Origin of the sequence: Photobacterium sp. SP02 (genome assembly GCF_038519165.1) — a bacterium.
Classification (GTDB): Bacteria; Pseudomonadota; Gammaproteobacteria; order Enterobacterales; family Vibrionaceae; genus Photobacterium; species Photobacterium halotolerans.
Window position 1 is genome coordinate 63,567 of sequence record NZ_JASJOJ010000017.1, and the last position, 20,213, is coordinate 83,779.

Consider the following 20,213-nt stretch of genomic DNA (forward strand, 5'->3'; position numbering starts at 1 on the left):
TGTCAGTTGTCCAGTCCCTGCGCCTGTTGAGCCGGCTGGGCCACAACGGCTTCCTCATTGAAGGTCAGCGTGGTATCCACCGGCGATACCACGGCTTTCTGACTGACTTCGATTCTCTGTTCCGTCAGCTCAGCGTCGGTATCTGGCGTCAGTCCCAGTTTCCATACCCGGCCAAAATGCTTGTAATGACCGGCATCTATGCCGGCCTGAGCGCCCATACCATGGTAGAGATCCAGATGGTTACGCTTGACTGCGCCGCCGGTATCCAGCGCCATCAGCAAGGTTAATACATGTTTGCCGTTCCAGTTGCCGTCCGCATCCAGCTGGGGCACTTCAGCCAGCAATACACTGCCCATAGGTAAGAATTCCCGGTCAGCCGCCACCGAAGCCATAGGTAGCAGCGGAATACCCGCAGTGCCTAGCACATCCAGCTCGTCGCGCGGACTAAAGAAGACATAAGACGGATTCTGCTCCAGCAGTTCACGCACTGTGGCATCATCATGCTCACTGACCCACTCCGCGATCGCTTTAAGGGACATTTTCTCCCTGGGCACCTCACCGCGCTCAATCAGCACTTTACCAATACTGACATAAGGATGGCCGTTCTTACCGCCATAAGCAAAATACTGCAGCTCGTCATTGTCCTCGAAATGGACAAAACCGCTGCCCTGCACTTCCATCATGAACACATCCAGCTTGGAGGCGGAATACCCCAGCTCCAGACCCTGACCTGCCAGTGCACCATTGTAAATTTCGGCACGGGTCGGACACTGGCCGTTACATTCTGGCAGCGCGTAAACCGGGTATTTGAACCTGTCGTCCTGCTCGTGACGCAATTCGATCACCGGCGAAAAGTAACCGGTGAACATCACATTGCCGTAACCGTCACCGCCACCCATCTGCTCAGTCGTCAAACCGTACTGAGAGAAAGATGTCGGATCGCCGCTGTTCGCCGCCCAGTCGTTAATCTGCTGATACAAATTCTGATAACGCAGCATCATAGAAGGAGAGCGGGTGAGCACTTGCTCCGCTTGCGCTTCGAAGCGGCTGTAATCGCGAGGTTTATCCGATACCACATTGGTAACCGGGTTCAGCAGATCATCAAACTCGCCATCAAGGTATTGCTGGCCGCGGTCAACCGGTTTGGCGCACGCCGCCAGGCCGAACACACAGGAAACAAAGGTCAGTTTTCTTAGCAGGGAAAATTGTTGGAACACAGAAATGCCTTAGTAATATCGACAGGTTAACGCATGGCAGGTTATCTCAAACATACCATGTCCATATAAAGCCACAATGTTAGGCTGTTTTATCATAACCAATGTCAAAGTCTTGTTTTGATTGTCACGAAAGATTAATAATACGCACTGGCTGTCATATAAGTGTCACAATATAACGGTTTAATAAAAACGTCATACAAACGACATCATTGCCCAGCAGACAGACAATGTCAGCATGGCAACAAAACGACAAACAGCAATGCGAGCACCTTTAACGGGCGTTAAGCCCCAGAGCATGACATTTCAGGAAGGACTGGCATGAACAATCAGTTTAAAGTTGGCAAAGAAACCTTACTTGATCCAAACGCTGTCGAATATCAGTGGATCCGCAATCTGGCCAGTGACGGCAATTCTCCGCAACAAATCAACACTGTGATCCAGCGTTGCCTGGGAGGCACAGCCCAGACTGCAGATACACTGCGCAAAGTGGCCTTAAATAAGCTTCCGGTCCACCAGCTTTTTTCCCGCCTCAAGGAAGAAGAATAAATCCGGGTGACCCGTCCGGGGATTTAAGAGCCCTGTTTGGCTCCCTGGCGTGCGAACGAAGACACATAATGCGCAGGCTGCTGGCGGATGAACTGACCTTCTTCAAAAGTATAACGGTAAGTCTCATCCCCCATGCGGTAACGTAACTGACTGCCATCCCATTCATAGCGGGTACTGACCAGACGGCCTGCCACATAGACACCATCAGCTCTGAGTTCGAACTGATCCGCGGCGTAGGGCGCCACGTCCTGCTCTATCCAGGTACCATAAATACTGGGTTCAGGCGTAGGGGTAAACCAGTCTCCCTTGGCTGCCCCCACCGCAATAAAGCCGCTTAACGCAAGGCCGCTCACCAAGATAAACAGTACTGTGGCTGCCTGCCACCGGGTGTAATTATTGAATGCCATTAACATTGCCAGTCATCCGCACGTTCTACAACTATACGCTTATCTGGCGTCGCTTCGGCGCATCGAATAAGTACGTAATGTCAGAATGGGATCTCGACTCAATATTTTCCTCCCGGCGTTGCGCGTCCTGAGTGATTTTCATGCTTGCTGCGCAGTGGATAAACAGGCAACATGCAGGCATGCTTGATCCCTATTAATTTTTGTAACGGAAGACAGAGTGAAGCTCAGAAGCACTGCGCTGGTGAAAGGTTTTCGCCAATCAGCGCCTTATGTAAATGCCCACCGCGGCAAGACGCTGGTGATTATGCTGGGCGGTGAAGCCATCGCCGATAACAATTTCCGCAATATCGTCAACGATATTGCCCTGCTGAACTGCCTCGGGCTGCGTATCGTGCTGGTTTATGGCGCCCGTCCGCAGATCTCCCACCTGCTTGATGTGCACGGCTACAGCACCCCGTACCATAAAAGCGTCCGGGTTACCGATGAACGTTCACTGGAAATTGCCAAGCAGGCCGCGGGTCAGCTCCATTTAGATATCACAGCCCGCTTCTCTATGGGTCTGAACAATACCCCTATGGCGGGCTCGCAGATCAATGTGGTCAGCGGCAACTTCGTCATCGCCCAGCCTTTGGGCATTGATGACGGTATCGATTATTGCCACAGCGGCCGCATCCGTCGCATCGATGTCGACGGCATCAAACGCCAGCTGGATCAGAACAGCATTGTGCTGCTTGGCCCGATTGCCAGCTCGGTCACCGGAGAGTGTTTCAATCTGACCTCGGAAGAAGTGGCGACTCAGGTGGCGATCCGGCTGGAAGCCGACAAACTGATCGGCTTTTGCTCTCATCAGGGCGTGAGGGATGAAAATGATCAAATCGTTTCGGAAATGCTCCCGGCGGAAGCCGAAGCCACACTGCAGCGACTGACAGAACAAAACAAAGCCGATTCAGGCACCGCGCGTTTTCTGCGTGGCGCGATGACCGCCTGCCGGGCCGGTGTGCCGCGCAGCCACCTGATCAGCTATAAAGAAGATGGCGCACTGATCCAGGAGCTTTTCTCTTTTGACGGGATAGGCACGCAAATCGTCATGGCCAGTGCTGAAAAAGTCCGGGGCGCGAACATAGATGATATCGGCGGTATTCTGGCGCTGATTCGCCCGCTGGAGCAGGATGGCATTCTGGTTCGCCGCTCCCGCGAACAGCTGGAGCAGGAAATCAAACAATTTACAGTGATCGAACGGGACGGCCTGATCATCGGCTGTGCGGCGCTGTATTCCTTTATGGAAGAGCAGATGGGCGAGATGGCCTGCGTGGCCGTTCACCCTGACTATCGCGACGGTGACCGCGGCTCCCTGCTGCTCAACCGCATTCGCCATCAGGCACGTACTCAGGGTCTGAAACAACTCTTTGTGCTGACCACCCGCAGCCTGCACTGGTTCAGGGAACACGGTTTTGTCGAAATCGATGTCTCTGATTTACCTATGGCAAAACAGGCACTCTACAACCTGCAACGCCGCTCAAAAATCCTGACGCTGGCACTGTGAGCCGCTACCGCCAGTCAATGACTGGCGGATAAGCTGCCCTCAGCTTAAGTTAGCTTCCAAGCCGCTGGCCCGCTCAATACAGCGCTGGATACTGCGCTGCAACACCTCTGGCTGAGCATACAGGTACAGTCTTTCCCTGGCCCGGGTAACGCCGGTATACACCAGCTCCCGTGTCAGGATCGGGCTGAAATCCGGCGGCAGTATCATCAGGGTATCGGCAAATTCCGAGCCTTGCGATTTATGAATTGTCATCGCATACACCAGCTCGTGCTCCGGCAGACGGCTGGGCAGGAAACTGCGAATACTGCCGTCCGGCATGTCGAAATACACCCGGAGTGCCGGGCGGCCTTTGCTGTCAGTCCGGCCGTCAGGGTCTGGCATCGCAATACCGATATCGCCGTTATACAAACCCAGACCATGATCATTGCGGGTGATCATTACCGGCCGCCCGACATACCAGGTTTCCTCGCCGGGGGCGATCAGCCCCTCTTTGGCCAGTTGCCGCTCAATGCGTGTATTGAGACCCTTCACGCCAAAATCCCCTTCCCTGAGCGCACACAGCAGCCTGACGCTGGCAAACGCCTGCAGCACCTCGCCGGGCTCTTTACCCTCAGCAATCGCCTCAAGATAGCGGCGATAAAAAACGGACATCTGTGTGATCAAACGCTGGTAATGCTCAGCACTGAGCGGGTACTGATGAATATCAGTAAAATTCTGTTGCCACACAGTCGCCAGCCTGTCGGGCAGGCCGCTGTTGATGGCTTTCGCCAGTTGTCCTATGCCTGACAAGGCATGAAAACGGTAGCTTTTTTGCAGGACACACAAACAATCCGCCACCGGACTCTGCCCGCCTGACGGCCCGGCCGGCAGCACAAAGCCCGTCATCTCACTGAGCTGCCTGGCTTGCTCAGCACTGTAGCCCTGACCGGAAAACGCACAGATATCCCCCAGCACAGCGCCCGCCTCCACCGAAGCCAGCTGGTCTTTGTCGCCCAGCAGAATCAGCTTGCAGTGAGCAGGCAGTGCTTCCAGCAGGCGGGCCATCATAGGCAAATCGACCATAGAGGCTTCATCCACCACCAGCACATCGGCATGCAGCGGATTCGCGGCGTGATGGCGGAAAGAGGCCCGGCCCGGAATGGCGCCAAGCAAACGGTGCAGGGTACTGGCCTGGGTCGGAATCGCCGACTGAACCGCCGGCGGCACAGGCAAAGACTGAATCGCCTTGCCGATCGATTCGGTCAGGCGTGCGGCCGCCTTTCCTGTCGGCGCCACCAGCACAATATGGGGCACTCTGGCTGAATCAAGCGTTTCTGTATCGGGCTGCTCCTGCATCACCAGCGCCGCCAGCAATTTGGCGACTGTGGTGGTTTTCCCTGTTCCCGGCCCGCCGGAGATCACAGCAAACTGACGACTGAGAGCGGTTGCGGCCGCCACTTTCTGCCAGTTCAGACAAGCGGCATCCGGGATCAGCCGATCAAGCGGCGCCAAATCGGAAAAACGCTGCGCCTGACACAGCACACTGTCTATCTCAGCCCAGTTCAGGGTTTCCGCTGCCACCACATCCAGCTTATCGCACACCATCATCCGGCGCTGCTCCGCACTGTCAGTGCCGTTGCGTCGTAAGTCTGCCAGGGCGTCATAAATATAGCGATAATTGCGTGAAAACAGGGTGTCCAGCATGCCGGCCTGACGCCCTCCCCGAACATGCCCCTGCCCGGCAGAGACCAGCAGCCGCTGCGCGACAGTCTGTTCATATTGCCAGTAACGATGCAGATACAATCGGTTGTCGAACAACACCAAAGGCGTGGGCTGAGAGCCATCGGACACCGCAGCGGACTGGCTCAGCACAGCTGGCCAGCTGGCGGGCAAACGCCAGGCGGCCGGCAATGCCGCCAGCAGCGATTCAGCCATCTCTCTTGGCAGCCCCAAAAGCGGGCTGGCCGCAGTCGCCAGCGGCAGGCAAACATGGCCGCGCCCCAGCTCCTGACTGAGCCAGGCCGCAGCCAGAGCCAGCACCTGTTGTGAGGCTTCATCATCCTGTCCGTTGACCGACTGACAAATAAACTTGGCAAACTGGCTATCCAGCGGTCGCAGCACGCCCTGACGGGTCAATCGCTCAAGCTGGCCGATGACAGCGCTATCATAGGTGGTGTGGGTTAACAGGCTCATCAGGCAGGCTCTCCCTGGCTGATCTGACCATCAATCAGCTGTTCCAGTTCGCTCAGCAGCGCATGGCTTGGCCGGGCATGAAAAATACCACTGTTGTCTTCTGCCCGTACGCCCCGTAAAAACAGGTAATACACGCCGCCAAAATGCTGCTCATAATCGTAATCGGCTTTTCGGCTTTTCAGAAAGCGGTGCAGCGCCAGCGCATAGAGCTGATATTGCAGATCGTAGCGGTGCTCGCTCATCGCCGTATTCAATGCCTCACCACGGTACGCCTCATGGGTGTCTCCCAGCCAGTTCGATTTCCAGTCCAGCACGTAATATTTCCCCTGATATTCAAACACCAGATCGATAAACCCTTTCAGCATCCCGCTGACCGTAGAGAAACCCAGCTCCCCCGCTTTGGCCGACAAGGCATCATGCCGGGCCAGCGTTTTATTCAGCAGGGCCGATGACAGCAGGTGGATCGGCAGCATGAATTCCATCTCGACCAGGAGTTGCTGCGGCTGAAGGGCGCCAAGACGCAAATCCTGGCCATCCAGGGCGCAGTTCAGTACCTGGGTCAGCAATTGCTGCAGTACCGGCAACCATTCGGGATCGTAATTTTCCTGTCGCAGTAAATCACTGATGATCTGGGTGGTGGCAGCACTGTCGGCCGCATCGGTGAATTCAATGGTCTCAAACAGGCTGTGCAGAAAGGTGCCCGGCCTGGCGCCTTTCGGGAAGGTGAACACAGAGCGTTCAGGCGCGGCAACGGCCATTTCATGGTCCGGATCATCCAGCAGACTGTCTTGCGATGAATCGGTATCAAAACCGGGCAATTCGCTGGTGGCGTCCAGCGCCGAGTGGCCCTGCTTCACCAAAGCGGAATAACTGGTGATCCACCAGTTGTGCTCGATGGGATGTAAAAAGCGGGCCGCTTGCGGCACAGGCTGCTCGCTCAACGCCGGTTGCCAGAGCGACTCAGGCAGCGAGGGCGGGATCTCCACACCGATATCCTCACTTTGCGCCAGCGTATTGAGCGCCTCAGTCAGCTCGGCCAGCCCGCCTTCTTTGCCGTTCTGAATCAGATAGCCCATCGCAGACAGGTGCAACCCGGTAGGTTCTTTGGTACTGCGTCCATTGCGCAGCGGCGCCATACCGACATAACAGCCATAGACGGCCCGGGTCAGCGCCACATAAATCAGACGCAGATCCTCAGCCAGCCGCTCTTGCTCAGCCAAAGCCAGACTGTGCTCTTGGCCACTGACATCCAGCACCGCCTGCTGAGACTGGGGATCATGGAACAGCGCGGTTTCGGTGCTGCGGTAACTGCAGACAAACGGCAGAAAGACCAGCTCGTATTCCAGCCCTTTGGATTTGTGGATGGTGACGATTTGCACCAGATGACTGTCGGATTCCAGCCGCAGTTGCTGTTCATCACTGTTACCGTTCGGCGAGGCCATGTGTTCAGCCAGCCAGCGGATCAAGGCCTGATCACTGTCCAGGGTCTGACTGGCCTGCTGGAGCAGCTCACCCAGATGCAGTAAATCCGTCAGTCTGCGCTCGCCGCCGTTTTCGCCCAGCAGACGTTCGGCGATCTGACGGCGTGTTAAAGCATGACGAATCATAGGGAGCACTCCGCGGCGCAGCCACAGGCTGCGATAGTCACGAAACTCCGCAATCCAGCGCTCCCACTCGTCTTCTTCGTTATTCAGCCTGTCGAGCTGAAAGGTACTGAGCGCAAACAACCGGGTGGCCAGGGCGGCCCGCAAAGTGGTTTCCTGCTCCGGGTGCAGCACGGCCACCAGCAAGCGAAGCAAATCTGCCGCTTCCTGACTGGCAAACACACTGTCGCGGTTAGACAGGTACACACTGGGTATTCCCTGAGCAGCCAGTGCCTGGCGTACCAGCGCCGCTTCTGAACCGGTACGCACCAGCACAGCAATATCACCGGCCGACACCGGCCGCTGCTCGTCCCCTTTGACCAATAACGCCTGGTGATCCTGAGCCTGAGTCAGGATGGCCTGAATCTGCGCAGCCGTCGCTGCCGCCATCGCCTGCTGGTATTCACCTTTGCTGACCGGGGCGTCGGCGTCCATCTGCCACAAACACAGCGCCGGCTGGCGCTCACCGTTGAGCTGCCAGTGCTTGCTCTGCGCATTCGGGCTAGGCTGAACGGGCAGAAACTGGATATCGCTGTCATAAATAAACGGGCTGTCCGGCAGTGCAAACACCCGGTTAGCCGCCGCCACCATGCCGGCGGTCGAGCGCCAGTTGGTGCCCAGCGTATAGTGGGCGCTGACCTGGCGCCTAGCCCGGATGTAGGTAAAGATATCTGCGCCGCGAAAAGCATAGATCGCCTGCTTGGGATCGCCGATCATGAATAATCCCGAGTCCATAGCCGCATGATCCGGTCCGGCCTGATCATCAGGCAGATACACAGTGCTGAAGATCTGATACTGGAGCGGATCGGTGTCCTGAAACTCATCAATCATGGCAACGGGATACAAATGGCGGATCCTGGCAGCCAATGCGCCTTCGCCGCTATCTTTGTCCGTCAGCAAAGCCGCCGCCAGCTGGGTCAGCAGATCATCAAACGACAGCCAGCCCTTGCGCTGCTTGGCCTCTGCCAGCAGTTCCCGGCAGGCCTGAATCGCATGGGCCAGAATCGGCTCTCTGACACTGGGCTTGGCAGCCAGCAAGTCATGAATGGCGGCAAACACCGGATGTTGTGGCACTTCGCCCTTGGTGGTTTTCTCTTCCAGCACCGCCTGATCAAATTTTTCCAGCGCCTTGGGCAAGCTGTAATCCAGCGTTGGCTGGGTCGACCACAGTCCCACTTCATCAAGGGCTTTGGGCAGGCTGGTTTTGGTATAGCTGCGTTTATTCACGCCTGAGTCACTGATCAGCGCCAGAAAATCTGCCGCATGCTCGCGCCAGCCCTGCTTTACCGCCTCAATCCGCTGCAGATTCTGCTGATGCAGCTGCGTCAGATCGCCCGACAGCGACGGGGCCATCAGTGTGACCGGGGCGCCGGACAAAAACGCATTGATATCTTTGAGCAGCTCTGCCGGTGCTGGCCAGCAACGACGGATTTCGTTCGCCAGTTCGCGGGGCAGAGGGTAAAAATAGCGCCGCCAGTAATCCGCCGCCACCTGCGCCCGCAGCAGGCTTTCTTCGGTAATGAATTCATTGGAAAACAGGCTGCCTGACTCGAAGGCATTTTGCGTCAGCATACGCTGGCAAAAACCATGAATGGTGAAGATCGCCGCTTCATCGATCTGCCTTTCCGCCTGCAGCAGCAAGGCCGCCGATCGGGCATGATCCGGCAGATCACGCAGCAGAGCCGCCAGCACAGGATCATCACTCATGCCGCGGCTGAAGGCGATCCTGGCGTCATGAATACGGCGACGGATCCGGTCACGCAGCTCGGCCGTGGCCGCTTCGGTGAAAGTCACCACCAGTATCTTGTCCACCGTCAGTGGCTGCGGGTACGCGGTATTGGCATCACCGTGTCCCAGCAGCAAGCGCAGGTACAAGGTCGCTATGGTAAAGGTTTTCCCTGTCCCTGCCGATGCTTCTATCAGTCGCGTGCCGTGCAGCGGGAACACCATAGGTTCCAGGGTTTGCGGCATGATGGCGGAGACATCTGTTGATGGGGTCAAAGTCATGGTCGTCAACCGGTTCCTGTTGTCAGGCTCGCTGCGGCTCATGCACTCAGTCCATAAGCCGCAGCGACAATAATTTAGGTTTCAGGCAGCATAAATGATGGAAAGCTGCCGCTGGTTTCAAAGCACTGTGTGATCTCTGACTGATTGGCTCTCAGCCAGCGGATTTTATTCTGATTCATCTATCACTATGGGATACGTTTCACATTTTCAGTGCCGGGCTTTCGGTAGTATCGCTGCCAAGAAATTTGGTCTACCTCTGGACCTTGTGGCCGACCGGTGAACACCCTACACCTTATAACGATTTTGCCGGCGGCCACCTCGCACCTTTCTCCTCGTACCTTCCTCTTCGCACCTTCCACTAAGCTATCTCTTCAAGATGCATCAACACTGGCTGTAACACCCGCCGTGCCCAATCCATTGCCTCAATGGCAAGATCGTCCTGCCAGTTCGGCCAGACCCGGGCAATGTAAGCATTGCTGCCTTCACCGCTGAACAGATAACTGTCGTTAAACACCCCGGCCATTTTGACAAATGCTTTGTCCTGACTGTCTTCATCTGTCAGCCAGTGCCCGCTTTTGTCGCGCAGCGCCTCCAGGCCGGCCTGCGCCGTTCGCGGAAAAAATGGCAAAGGGGATGACTGCCCGGCCAGATACCCTTCGGTCAGCATCATCAGCTGCTCTGTGGCATACGCTGCCTCAACGGGCCGCAGGCGAACATGCTTATCAATACCCAGTACATGGCTTTCGGCGGTTATCCCCTGTACCGACATCGCCAGATGCTCCAGCCAGGCATGAATAAGATCCTGGGTCCGCACTTTGCCGGGCCTGAAATGCACCATCCCGGACGCAGTATAATGGCGGATCCAGCCTTGTAACCGGCACTGCCCGGAAGGGATCGCCATCAGCAGGTCAATCTCCGGGTCATCGAGCGGCGCGGCGAGCAAACCGGCAACTCGCTCAGCCAGCGGGGCGATCTGCTGGTGTTCCTGCTCCAGAGTCAGCTCACCAAATGCCGCAATCGGCAAGGTGCCGGCCGCCTGCTGCATTGCCTGAAAACGGCTCATCGCCTCGGGGCGGGTCTGCGCTTCGAGCATAGTGGTCAGCAAGTGTGCCCGCAGCTGATAACTCTGCAGGCCGTCGAGCGCAAAGGGCTCTTCATCCACCATGGCCCCAGCAGCGGCGTCAAAATAGACCTTGAGACGCCGGTTAAAAAAGTACTGCACCGGCAGGCGCCAGAAGCGCTGCAACTCTGCCATTTCAATCACAGGCAGTGCGGCGGATGACTCCGCCAGATCCGTCAGCGCAAACGGGGACAGCGATTGCGACAGGAAGTCCACCGTGTCGACCGTAATGCGCCGTGCCGCGGGCAGCCATTCGGCGGCATAGCTGGGCGATGTGCCCAAAAACGCCTGCGGGCTGAACGGCGTCAGTGGATGGTGATGAGTCAACCAGCGGATCAGACGCTCCGCCGAGTCCTCCGGAGGCAGCGCGCTGTCTCCCTGCAGACAAAATCCCTGCTGGCAATAATCCAGTAACTCACTGAGCAGGACGGAGGGCATTTTTTCGCTGTTATCCTGAATCGAGCGCCCGACATAGCTGATGTACAGCTGCTGCTGGGCAGACAGGAGCGCTTCCAGAAACAGGTATCTGTCATCGTCGCGGCGAGAACGGTCACCGGCGCGCTGGCGGCCCACCATCAGATCAAAGCCTTCAGGGGCAATCGTTCGGGGATACACACCATCATTCATGCCCAGCAGGCAGACCACTTTAAACGGGATTGAACGCATCGGCATCAGGGTACAGAAGTTGATCTGACCGGCCAGAAAGCGCTGACTGACACGCTCGCCGCTCAGCTTGTCATTGAGGTAATCGCGCATGATCGCTGGCGTCAGCGCTTGCTGATAACCGGCATCATCCAGCTGTTGCTCCAGTTGCTGCAGCTTTTCGCGGATCAGGCGCAGTACCAGTTCGCCTTCGGTATCGACACTGAAAAAGTCATCCAGCAGCTGATTCAGCACACTGAACCACGCTTCCGCCGAATGCGGCTGATTGAGTACCCGGCGGTAATGGATTAGCTGCTCAACAAAGACACTGAGCTGACCGGCCAGTTCGGCATCCATGCCCTGCACTTCATCATAGGCCAGTATCCCCTGATACAAACCCGCCTGCGCCGGCATCGCATAGCCAAGCAACATACGCTGCAACCCGAACAGCCAGGTATTTTGCTGCTGCACCGGTAGTGAAAATTCGCTCGCCGTGTCGGCATCGAGTCCCCAGCGGATCCCGGCTTCCTCAATCCAGCCCTTTACCTGCATGAAACGATCGCTGTCGAGATTAAAGCGCTTCATGATGGCCGGCACTTCCAGCAATTCCGTCAGCTCAGAGGCATGACAGCGGCTATTGGGTAAATCCAGCAAGCGCAGACAGGCCAGCAGCACAGGGTTTTCCTGATCGGCACTGCGGTCAGAAATGGAAAATGGCAGGTAGCGCTCAGACGGCGCATTGCCGAAAACAGCCTGAATATACGGGCTGTAGGCATTGATATCGGCGACCATGACTACGATATCACGTGGCGACAGGCCGGGATCGGCATCCAGCATCGCCAGCAAATTATCATAGAGAACTTCCACTTCCCGCATCGGCGAGTGGCAAACGTGCACCGACAAAGAGCTGTCTTGCGCCTCAACCGGCTGTTTGTGCTGACTGTCGGCCAACAGCTGGTCATTCACTTTGTCTTCCAGGTTCAGGATATCCGACTGAATGCTGTGCAGCAGGCTGTCAGGCGGAATATCGACAAACGCGTCCACCTCGAAAGCCTGTAATTCCGACAGCAGATACAGATTGTCCCGCCCCAGCTTACCCAGAGACGCTAACAGGGTATTGCCAACCGCGGCATCCTGATGCGTGTCGTCAATCAGATTATCTTCCAGCGAGCCTTTGAGTATCCCCACGGCCCCGGCCTTCTCGCTGTGTTGATCCTGCCAAATCACCTGCTGACGCTGCTGCGCTGCCAGCCGGGCCAGGTATTTGCGATCTCTGACCTCCCCCCAGTAGTGGCGGCAAGGATTGGTAAACATCAGGTGCACATCAATGTGCTGCCCCAACGCCGCCAGGGCATCCATATAGCGTGGCGGCAGTGCTGAGATACCAAAGACAAACAGACGCTGAGGTAATCCATCCGGCAGCTTCGTCCCGGACTGGGCGTACTGCGTCAGCGTTTCAATAAACTGCTGATACAAATTCGCGCGGTGATAAGGCGATTGCCCCTGCGCCAGAATGTGGTCATACAGCGCCTGCCACAACACCGGCTGCCAGGGGTGATCGCCCGCCAGTTCAGGATCAATGCGCCCCGCTTCCCATTCCTGTATCCACTCCGGCCGGTACACCAGGTACTGATCAAAGATGTCGGCAATTTTTCCGGCCAGCTGAAAACGGCGCTGCTGATGAGCATCCTCTGCAAGGTAACGCGCCAGCGGCGCAAATTCAGGCTGCTCCAGCAATCCGGGCAGCACCTGCATCAGCGACCAGGTCATGGCGTCTTTATTGAAGGCACTGCGGGCCGGCACATCCTGCAGCACTTTGGTGAACATGTCCCAGATGAAGGTCGCTGGCAGCGGAAAACTAATATTGGCGGCCACGCCCAACGACTGGGACAGTTCGAGTTTGAGCCATTGTGACATGCCCGGACTCTGCACCAGAATCTGCTCGGGGATAAAGGGGTCTGAAAGCGGATCCCGGCGGATCAGCTCAACCAGCAAAGACTTCAGCAGATCCAGCTGGTTGGAATGGTAGACAGTAAACACGCATCAGGCTCGCTGGCAGAGAATAATGCCATGATTGTCTACCAAGGCACGCAGGGTGTAAACAGCAGTGCCTGTGATGACCGCCGACCTTTCGCTTCAATGCATTACATCGCTGCTCTGCGATAGCCTACCTCAGCGGTACAATAATGGGCCAGATAGCGAACTATGACATAACTGACCACCACAGTGGCGATTAACAGCTCAGCCAGCGCCAGCACCTGAACCTGGTGCACGTAGTCGGCCAGCAGGGGCTGAGTGCTCATCCAGTGAGCCGTTTTGTACAAGGCCGTCGCCCCGATCACCATAGGGAACGTAAACGCGGCATAAGCCGGACTGAAGGGTAATCGCAAGAGTCTGAAGAAGGCCAGATAAATCACCAGCGTCATCAGCAATCCGATACTCGCCAGCAGCGCCACCAGCAGCACTGAAGGGTGCGCCGTCACTGTCAGATAACCCGCCAGCGACAAACTGGCCGGTGCCGCCAAAATCGCAATGGTCGGCTTGGCCGCATCCGGCACTTGATGACAGAAAATCAGCCGGTATAACATCACAGGCAGCATCAGGGCGTAAGCACTCAGGCCAAACACCATCAAGCCCTGCGCCAGGGGTGCCAGCGCCCCACCCGGAAAAGTGACATCGGCCACTATGATACCGACAGGCGGCACAAACCAGCTGGGCACCATATGGTGCAGCTCAAACCGGCTCAAGCGGTGGAAGACAAAGCAGGCTAAAAACGCCAGATGCAAGACCACAGCCGCCAGCCACAATACTAACCCGGCAAGCGGCAGATATGTCGCCAGCGCATGGGATACCACCATGAGCGCCATCGAAAAAGTAGGCACCACACTGCCAACCACAGGGTGCTTCAAATCCTGCCACAGTAGCTGAGGGTGTAAGACAAACTTCAGCGCCAGCCCCAGCAGCATCACAGCGACAATGACGGCACTGCCCGTTTGCGCCATACCGTGCAATGGCGCCGCATTCTCCCAGCACCAGCCCAGGCTGGCAATGGCCAGAGCCAGCCCGGCCATGGGTGTCGGCATCAAGGTAAACCGATTTTTCCAGGCTTGATTCATGATTTGCTCTCCATCACATCCGATTCGTTTTTGTTCTTTTTATCGATAGAGGCAGTGTACTTCTCTCACATGGTTTAGAATAATTGAATAAATTTAAACAAAGGTTAAATTTAATTTAACCTATAAAGAGCGACTATGAACATTGCGCTGAAACAATTGAGAGTCTTCGTGGCCGTGGCACAGGAAAAAACTATTACTGCTGCCGCCGAGCGGCTGTTTCTGACTAAGCCGGCTGTCAGCATGGCGCTGGCCGAGCTGGAAAAACAGCTCAGCCAGCCCCTGTTTGATCGTCATAACAACCGGCTGACCCTCAACAGCGAAGGCAAGCGCCTGTTACCTCTGGCCGATGAACTGCTCCAGCGCAGCCAGAGTATTGAGCAACTCTTCACCCAAACCGGTGCGCTGTCCGGCAGCTTAGCCTTGGGTTCCAGCGATACCGTGGGTAATCAACTCACCCCTTTTCTGCTGCGGGATTTCAGGGCGCAGACAGCGCATACCGACCAGTCACTGCTGATCGGCAATACCGCGGCCATCGTGAAAAAGTTAGGTGATTTTGAACTGGATATCGGACTGGTCGAAGGCCGGGTCACGGAAAAACACTTGGTAAGCCAACCCTGGCTTAAGGATGAGATGGTGATTATCGGTCATCCCGAGCACCCACTGCTGACCAGAAACAAGCTGTCTCTGTCAGATCTTGAACACTCGGATTGGGTACTCAGGGAAGCCGGATCCGGCACCCGGGATTATTTCCTGCATCATCTCGCTCCGGGAATTGATAACTGGCAGCTGGCCTTTGAGCTCAACACCACAGAAGCCATCATCAACAGCGTCGCCGCCGGATTGGGGCTGACCTGTTTATCGCGGCGCGCGGTCCATCATGCGGTACAGGAAAAGCGCGTGGCTGAACTGCCCATCAGGCTGAACAAGCAAAGACAATACTGGCTGCTGTACCACAAAGATAAATACAACAGCCCGCTGTTATCTGCCTTTATTGCATTCTGCCAGCAATGGCAACCGGGCTCAGATCCGGTTATCGCCGCCACTGAAGGCAATGATCTGGCTGATCTGACATAAAGGCCGGCCCGACTCCTGCTGCCAGTCGCTAAACGCCGCCTGTGCCGCCGACAGGGAGCGCTGGGTGTCCCGACCGCCATCAATGATTCCGGTACTGCGCAGGTAAGCTTCAACATCCTGGCTGAGGATAAACGTATCTTTGCCCATCACCCGTAGCGTATAGGGGCCGGTATTGCCGCCCAAACGCTTACCTTTGCGTTTCAGATAGTGCCATAAGCCGATAATGTCATCCGATGGCCACGCTGCGACCATAGCGGCAAACGAGCCGTGCTCTTTCGCGGCTCGGTGGATCATGTACGCATTGTCCGGAATCGTCATGACTTTGCCGAGATGACGGATAATGGCCGGATCTGTGGCTTTTCGCTCCCACATTTCGTTCGGCACCAGCAACAACTTTTCTATATCAAAGCCAAAAAAGACCGACTCAAAGCCGTCCCACTTTTGCCTGACCACTTTCCAGCTCATCCCTGACTGGAACACTTTCTGCGTAAAGGCGGCCAGCCAGCGATCATCGGCAATGGCGGTCAAGGCCTCTGGGCTCAGCGGGGTCGACAACAAGCTTTCCAACACCGCCTCGCCTCCTTTGCGATCAGCAGCACGGGTATAAATTTGTTCAAATTTTTCTCTCATGCTCACAAGAACACCTTCTGTCAGAACTCAGCACTGGACTCAGCCCTTATCCTACTGTATAAAAAACCAGTTAATCAATATCTGGAGAGGGTGACCATGGCTGTTATCGTCAAATATGTAGTAGAGCGCAACGGAGAAGAGAAGATGACTTTTACCTCTAAATCTGAAGCTGATGCCTACGATAAAATGTTGGATATGGCTGACGAGCTGTTTGCTGTTCTGAGTGAAAGCAAACTGCTTGAAGACGAAGCCAAACAGGAAGAATTAGCACTATTCCTAGCACAAGAGCGTGAAAAAGTCCTTGTCGCTCTGGGGGCGAAAAAAGCCAAACCCGCCGCGAAAAAGAAAGCGGTAAAACCCGAAGCCGTGCAAGACGACGCTGACAGCGAAGCCGCCTGAGTCAGCCCCCTTGACGATAAAAATAAACCTCCGCCGGGAGGTTTTTTTATTTCTGTGTTTATTCACAAAGACTGACTTTATATGTGGTTAAGTGTGGATTTTCGTCATTTCTCAGTCATTTTGCCATGAATGGCAGATTTCCCCTTCAATATCCCGCTCAGTCTCTTTATGATGGGAACATCTAACTTTTTCAATATCAGACCGACTGCCTCGACATTGCAGTCGTTATCCCTTTTGACATGGAGACCATTTCATCATGGCGACATTTTCTCTAGCCCTGGGTACCGCGACCAAAAACCGTGACGGTAAAATCATTGAAGCTTTCTTCCCGACCCCGCTGCTGAATCCGGCTCAGGCTCTGGTTGATACCATCGCAAAAGTTGTTGATTACCAGGAAGGTAACCAAGCCATTGAGATTACCCCGGCTCAGGCCGCTGAACTTGCCGGCGCTTTCGCGGCGAATGGCGAGCAAGCCAGTGCGGGATTTGCGGAAAAAGCGGCACAATCCAGTCAGCCTCTTGTAGTGGTTATTCTGGCTACTGATGCGGCGCCGGCTTCTGTGGCTGAAGGTTTCCTGAAACTGCAATTGATCTCTCAGCGACTGGTTAAGCCTCATGGTCTGGTACTGGACGGCATCTTCGGTTTGCTGCACAACATTGCCTGGACCAATCAGGGCCCGATTGATCTGCCTGAACTGGCAGAGCGTCAGATTGAAGCTCGCCTGAGCGGCGAGGTGCTGAGCGTCGATTGCGTTGATAAATTCCCGAAAATGGTCGATTACATAGTACCGGCTGGCGTGCGAATTGCCGATACCTCCCGTGTTCGCCTCGGTGCTCACGTCGGTGAAGGTACTACTGTGATGCACGAAGGCTTTATCAACTTCAATGCCGGTACAACAGGTGTGAGCATGGTTGAAGGCCGTATTTCTGCCGGTGTTGTGGTCGGCGACGGTTCCGATATCGGCGGCGGCGCTTCTATCATGGGTACCCTGAGCGGCGGCGGTAAAGTGGTCATTGCAATTGGTGAAAACAGCCTGCTGGGTGCCAATGCCGGTCTGGGCTTCCCGCTTGGCGATCGTTGTACCATTGAGTCTGGCTTGTATGTCACCGCAGGCACCAAAGTGACTATGCTGGATGCAGATGGCAATGTCGTTGAAACCGTCAAGGCGCGCGATCTGGCCGGCAAGTCCGATCTGCTGTTCCGTCGTAACTCAGTAAGTGGCGCTATCGAATGTCTGACCAATAAAACCGCGGTTGAACTGAACAGCGAACTGCACAGCAACAACTGATCCTCCATCACTGAGTGAAAGATCGCAAAAGGCTGCCGATGGCAGCCTTTCTTATCGGTATCAGTAGCCTCTTTCCGCCAGCCCGAACTGACTGGCATCTTGCCGGCATTCATCCGGATAACCTGGGTTAAGCGCTGTGGTCACTGTTTTCTTACCCGTGCAGTACTCATATCGCCCCTGCAGATAGCCCGCGCGGTATTTTTCATAATCAGATTCAGACATCACACCAAGCCAGTCCAGGCGCTTTTTCTCCCACTCCTGATAACCATATTCTCCGTGATAAGCCCCCAGTTCCTGCCATTCTCCATGCTGAGACAAGTTAGCCTCATACTGACTGACACAAGCCGATAGCACAATAATCACCACCAAACAGATCAGCTGACGCATACTACCTCCTCAGCCAACTGCGATCCGGTGTCTTAAGTATGGAAGAATATCTCTGGAGTGAGAAAGTTTCTCATCTGACGTTTTTATCAAGGCTGGCTCAGTTCCAGCGATGCCTGACGCCCTGATTCACTTCTTACCCCCAGATTCACCAATACGATTCCAAGGAATGCGGCGCTCAGCAATACTGCCCCAAGATGCCAGGGCTGGCTGATCCCCAGCTGTAACAGGCAATGGCTGATAACAGACGCCGCTACCATCTGGCAAGCCCCGGATAACGCAGACACAGTCCCTGCTTTTTCACCGTACGGAACCAATAGCATCGACTGTGCACACGGAAAAGCTATGCCGTTTGTCATCGCCAGCAGAAAATGGGCCACTGACATCCAGACCGGGTCTAACGGGGCCAACACATACACAGCAGCCGAGACCAATTGCATCAAAGGTGCCAGCTGCAACATTCTTGCTGTCCCCAACTTTGGCCGTAAGCGCTGACACAGCAAACCACCAAAAAGCAGTCCGCAAGCCGGCACCATAGCCCACATTGCATACTGGTCAGAGCTTATCCCTAACTGCACTTGCATAATGTAGGGCATCATGGAAATTGCCAGCACAACCATGGCAAAATTGATCCAGCCTATAGCGGCAAATGTCAGGAAGTGGCGGTCTTTAAACAAAGACAGGTAATTACCCGCAAGTTGCTTAACTGAAGGTGGCACACCCGCTGTCTTTAAGGTTTCGCGAAAGCTAAATACCAGCAACAACCAAACCAGTGCGATGTAAGCAATAAGCAGCACAAAAACTGAAAGCCAGCCCAGATAATGATTAACCATACCGCCAATCACTGGGGCCATAATGGGAGTAAATGCGGCAACAATGGCTAACCAAGTCATGGCTTTTGCCAGATTTTGCTTCTGGTAGCTATCCCGGATTGTCGCCCTGGCCAGGACAGAAACACTGCCTGCCCCACAGCCCTGAATAAAGCGTCCAAGCAATAATCCGGAAAACGATTCCGCGTTGAAAATCGCCAGCGCAACACCGAACAAAGCTATCATCACCCCAGCAAGCAATACCGGCCGACGACCCAGCACATCAGAAAGCGGACCGTAAACCAGCTGTGAGGGACCAAAACCTAACAGATAAATGGCAACCAGAAGCTGTGTTTGATCTGAGGTCAATGTCAGATCCTGTCCGATCCAGGGTAACAATGGAAACACCAGGCCAAGACTGAGCTGACCAATGCTGACAATCAAACAAGCAAATAACAGGGGTTTCCAATGGAATGCTGGCATACATTTCTCTATATCGATAACAACACAGATATTATGCCTGCATACTGGCCAGGAATAAGCCATCATTGGCAACAGGAGCTATGTCCTGACAGGAAAGAATAGCCGCACTGCTTTACGGCTATTTCATGAAGTGAAAGACTTAGGAATCGGAGCTCTGTGCTTTTTGAATCACATAACGAAACGGATTAGTGAAAGAGAACTTGCTGCCCTGAGTGGTAACCCGTCCCTGCTTCATTGCAACCAGCACTTCGCGCTGTACTCTGACTAATGAAAAGAAACGTATCACCATAAACACAATAAATATCGGCATGATGATTTGCGCCATGGAGGCTGACTTTAACAAGAAATCATTCCCTAACCAGATCGCGAGCATCACCAGCATCAGGTACAAGGAATGCGGTTTCAGTGTAATAGTGACAGAATCAGCGGTTTCTTGCCGCTCGTAGAATAAACTCATGGCGAATTATCTTTAATCATCCCAGAAAAATTGTCCTAACCCTCTCACAGCCTCACACCTAAGGCAAGAGCTTAACAAACCAAATTGTAACCAGTTTCTACCCGCTATAACGGGTTCAGAGGCGTGTCATGAGGTTTCAATAAGTAACGAGCAGTCGAACAAATTACAAACGCCAGATAGCAAAAAACCCAGTCATTGCTGACTGGGTTTCTCTAAGAAGTGGCGGAGCGGACGGGACTCGAACCCGCGACCCCCGGCGTGACAGGCCGGTATTCT

At 55.0% G+C, this 20,213-nt stretch carries 15 protein-coding genes; 5 read left to right on the plus strand and 10 right to left on the minus strand.

The window, feature by feature from the left end; translation table 11 throughout:
* Positions 1-2: 2 nt before the first annotated feature.
* The gene (gene mltA / locus P0Y67_RS09790) at positions 3-1,199 is read right to left on the minus strand and encodes a murein transglycosylase A (RefSeq protein ID WP_342391739.1); all 1,197 of its coding nucleotides are present in this window, start codon (positions 1,197-1,199) and stop codon (positions 3-5) included.
* Positions 1,200-1,535: 336 nt separating this feature from the next.
* On the opposite strand from mltA, the gene P0Y67_RS09795 reads away from it, so the two are divergent.
* The gene (locus tag P0Y67_RS09795) at positions 1,536-1,763 is read left to right on the plus strand and encodes a hypothetical protein (protein WP_046221995.1); all 228 of its coding nucleotides are present in this window, start codon (positions 1,536-1,538) and stop codon (positions 1,761-1,763) included.
* A gap of 23 nt (positions 1,764-1,786) precedes the next feature.
* Here the strand turns inward: P0Y67_RS09795 and P0Y67_RS09800 are convergent, their stop codons facing one another.
* Positions 1,787-2,170 (minus strand): DUF2850 domain-containing protein, encoded by a 384-nt coding sequence (locus tag P0Y67_RS09800; protein ID WP_342391727.1) that lies wholly within the window; start codon positions 2,168-2,170, stop codon positions 1,787-1,789.
* A gap of 217 nt (positions 2,171-2,387) precedes the next feature.
* Between P0Y67_RS09800 and argA the strand changes: the two genes are divergently transcribed.
* Entirely contained in the window at positions 2,388-3,713 is a 1,326-nt protein-coding gene (argA, locus tag P0Y67_RS09805; protein WP_342391728.1) for an amino-acid N-acetyltransferase, read from the plus strand.
* 39 nt (positions 3,714-3,752) lie between these two features.
* Here the strand turns inward: argA and recD are convergent, their stop codons facing one another.
* From recD to P0Y67_RS09825, 4 genes are all read right to left on the minus strand, one after another.
* Positions 3,753-5,885, minus strand: coding sequence for an exodeoxyribonuclease V subunit alpha (recD, locus tag P0Y67_RS09810; protein ID WP_342391729.1), 2,133 nt, complete (start codon positions 5,883-5,885; stop codon positions 3,753-3,755).
* Positions 5,885-9,529, minus strand: coding sequence for an exodeoxyribonuclease V subunit beta (gene recB, locus P0Y67_RS09815; RefSeq protein WP_342391740.1), 3,645 nt, complete (start codon positions 9,527-9,529; stop codon positions 5,885-5,887). The genes recD and recB overlap by 1 nt, the downstream gene beginning before the upstream one ends.
* A gap of 364 nt (positions 9,530-9,893) precedes the next feature.
* Positions 9,894-13,337 carry an exodeoxyribonuclease V subunit gamma gene (recC, locus tag P0Y67_RS09820; RefSeq protein WP_342391730.1) on the minus strand — a complete coding sequence of 1,148 codons (3,444 nt, stop codon included), beginning with the start codon at positions 13,335-13,337 and terminating at the stop codon, positions 9,894-9,896.
* 104 nt (positions 13,338-13,441) lie between these two features.
* Positions 13,442-14,413, minus strand: coding sequence for a TDT family transporter (locus tag P0Y67_RS09825; protein WP_342391731.1), 972 nt, complete (start codon positions 14,411-14,413; stop codon positions 13,442-13,444).
* A gap of 135 nt (positions 14,414-14,548) precedes the next feature.
* On the opposite strand from P0Y67_RS09825, the gene P0Y67_RS09830 reads away from it, so the two are divergent.
* On the plus strand, positions 14,549-15,487 hold the full coding sequence (locus P0Y67_RS09830; protein WP_342391732.1) for a LysR substrate-binding domain-containing protein: 939 nt from the start codon (positions 14,549-14,551) through the stop codon (positions 15,485-15,487).
* On the opposite strand, the gene P0Y67_RS09835 is transcribed toward P0Y67_RS09830, so the two are convergent.
* Entirely contained in the window at positions 15,434-16,117 is a 684-nt protein-coding gene (locus tag P0Y67_RS09835) for a DNA-3-methyladenine glycosylase I (RefSeq protein ID WP_342391733.1), read from the minus strand. The genes P0Y67_RS09830 and P0Y67_RS09835 overlap by 54 nt on opposite strands.
* Positions 16,118-16,213: 96 nt before the next feature.
* Here P0Y67_RS09835 and P0Y67_RS09840 point away from each other — a divergent pair, with 96 nt between their 5' ends.
* The gene (locus tag P0Y67_RS09840; RefSeq protein ID WP_027251631.1) at positions 16,214-16,516 is read left to right on the plus strand and encodes a YebG family protein; all 303 of its coding nucleotides are present in this window, start codon (positions 16,214-16,216) and stop codon (positions 16,514-16,516) included.
* 256 nt (positions 16,517-16,772) lie between these two features.
* Positions 16,773-17,804, plus strand: coding sequence for a 2,3,4,5-tetrahydropyridine-2,6-dicarboxylate N-succinyltransferase (gene dapD, locus P0Y67_RS09845; protein WP_342391734.1), 1,032 nt, complete (start codon positions 16,773-16,775; stop codon positions 17,802-17,804).
* Positions 17,805-17,864: 60 nt separating this feature from the next.
* Here the strand turns inward: dapD and P0Y67_RS09850 are convergent, their stop codons facing one another.
* From P0Y67_RS09850 to P0Y67_RS09860, 3 genes are all read right to left on the minus strand, one after another.
* A complete protein-coding gene (locus P0Y67_RS09850; RefSeq protein WP_342391735.1) occupies positions 17,865-18,191 on the minus strand; it encodes a DUF2799 domain-containing protein in 327 nt (108 codons plus the stop codon).
* 86 nt (positions 18,192-18,277) lie between these two features.
* Positions 18,278-19,480 (minus strand): multidrug effflux MFS transporter, encoded by a 1,203-nt coding sequence (locus P0Y67_RS09855; protein ID WP_342391736.1) that lies wholly within the window; start codon positions 19,478-19,480, stop codon positions 18,278-18,280.
* A gap of 139 nt (positions 19,481-19,619) precedes the next feature.
* On the minus strand, positions 19,620-19,937 hold the full coding sequence (locus tag P0Y67_RS09860; protein WP_161446673.1) for a hypothetical protein: 318 nt from the start codon (positions 19,935-19,937) through the stop codon (positions 19,620-19,622).
* Positions 19,938-20,213 lie beyond the last annotated feature (276 nt).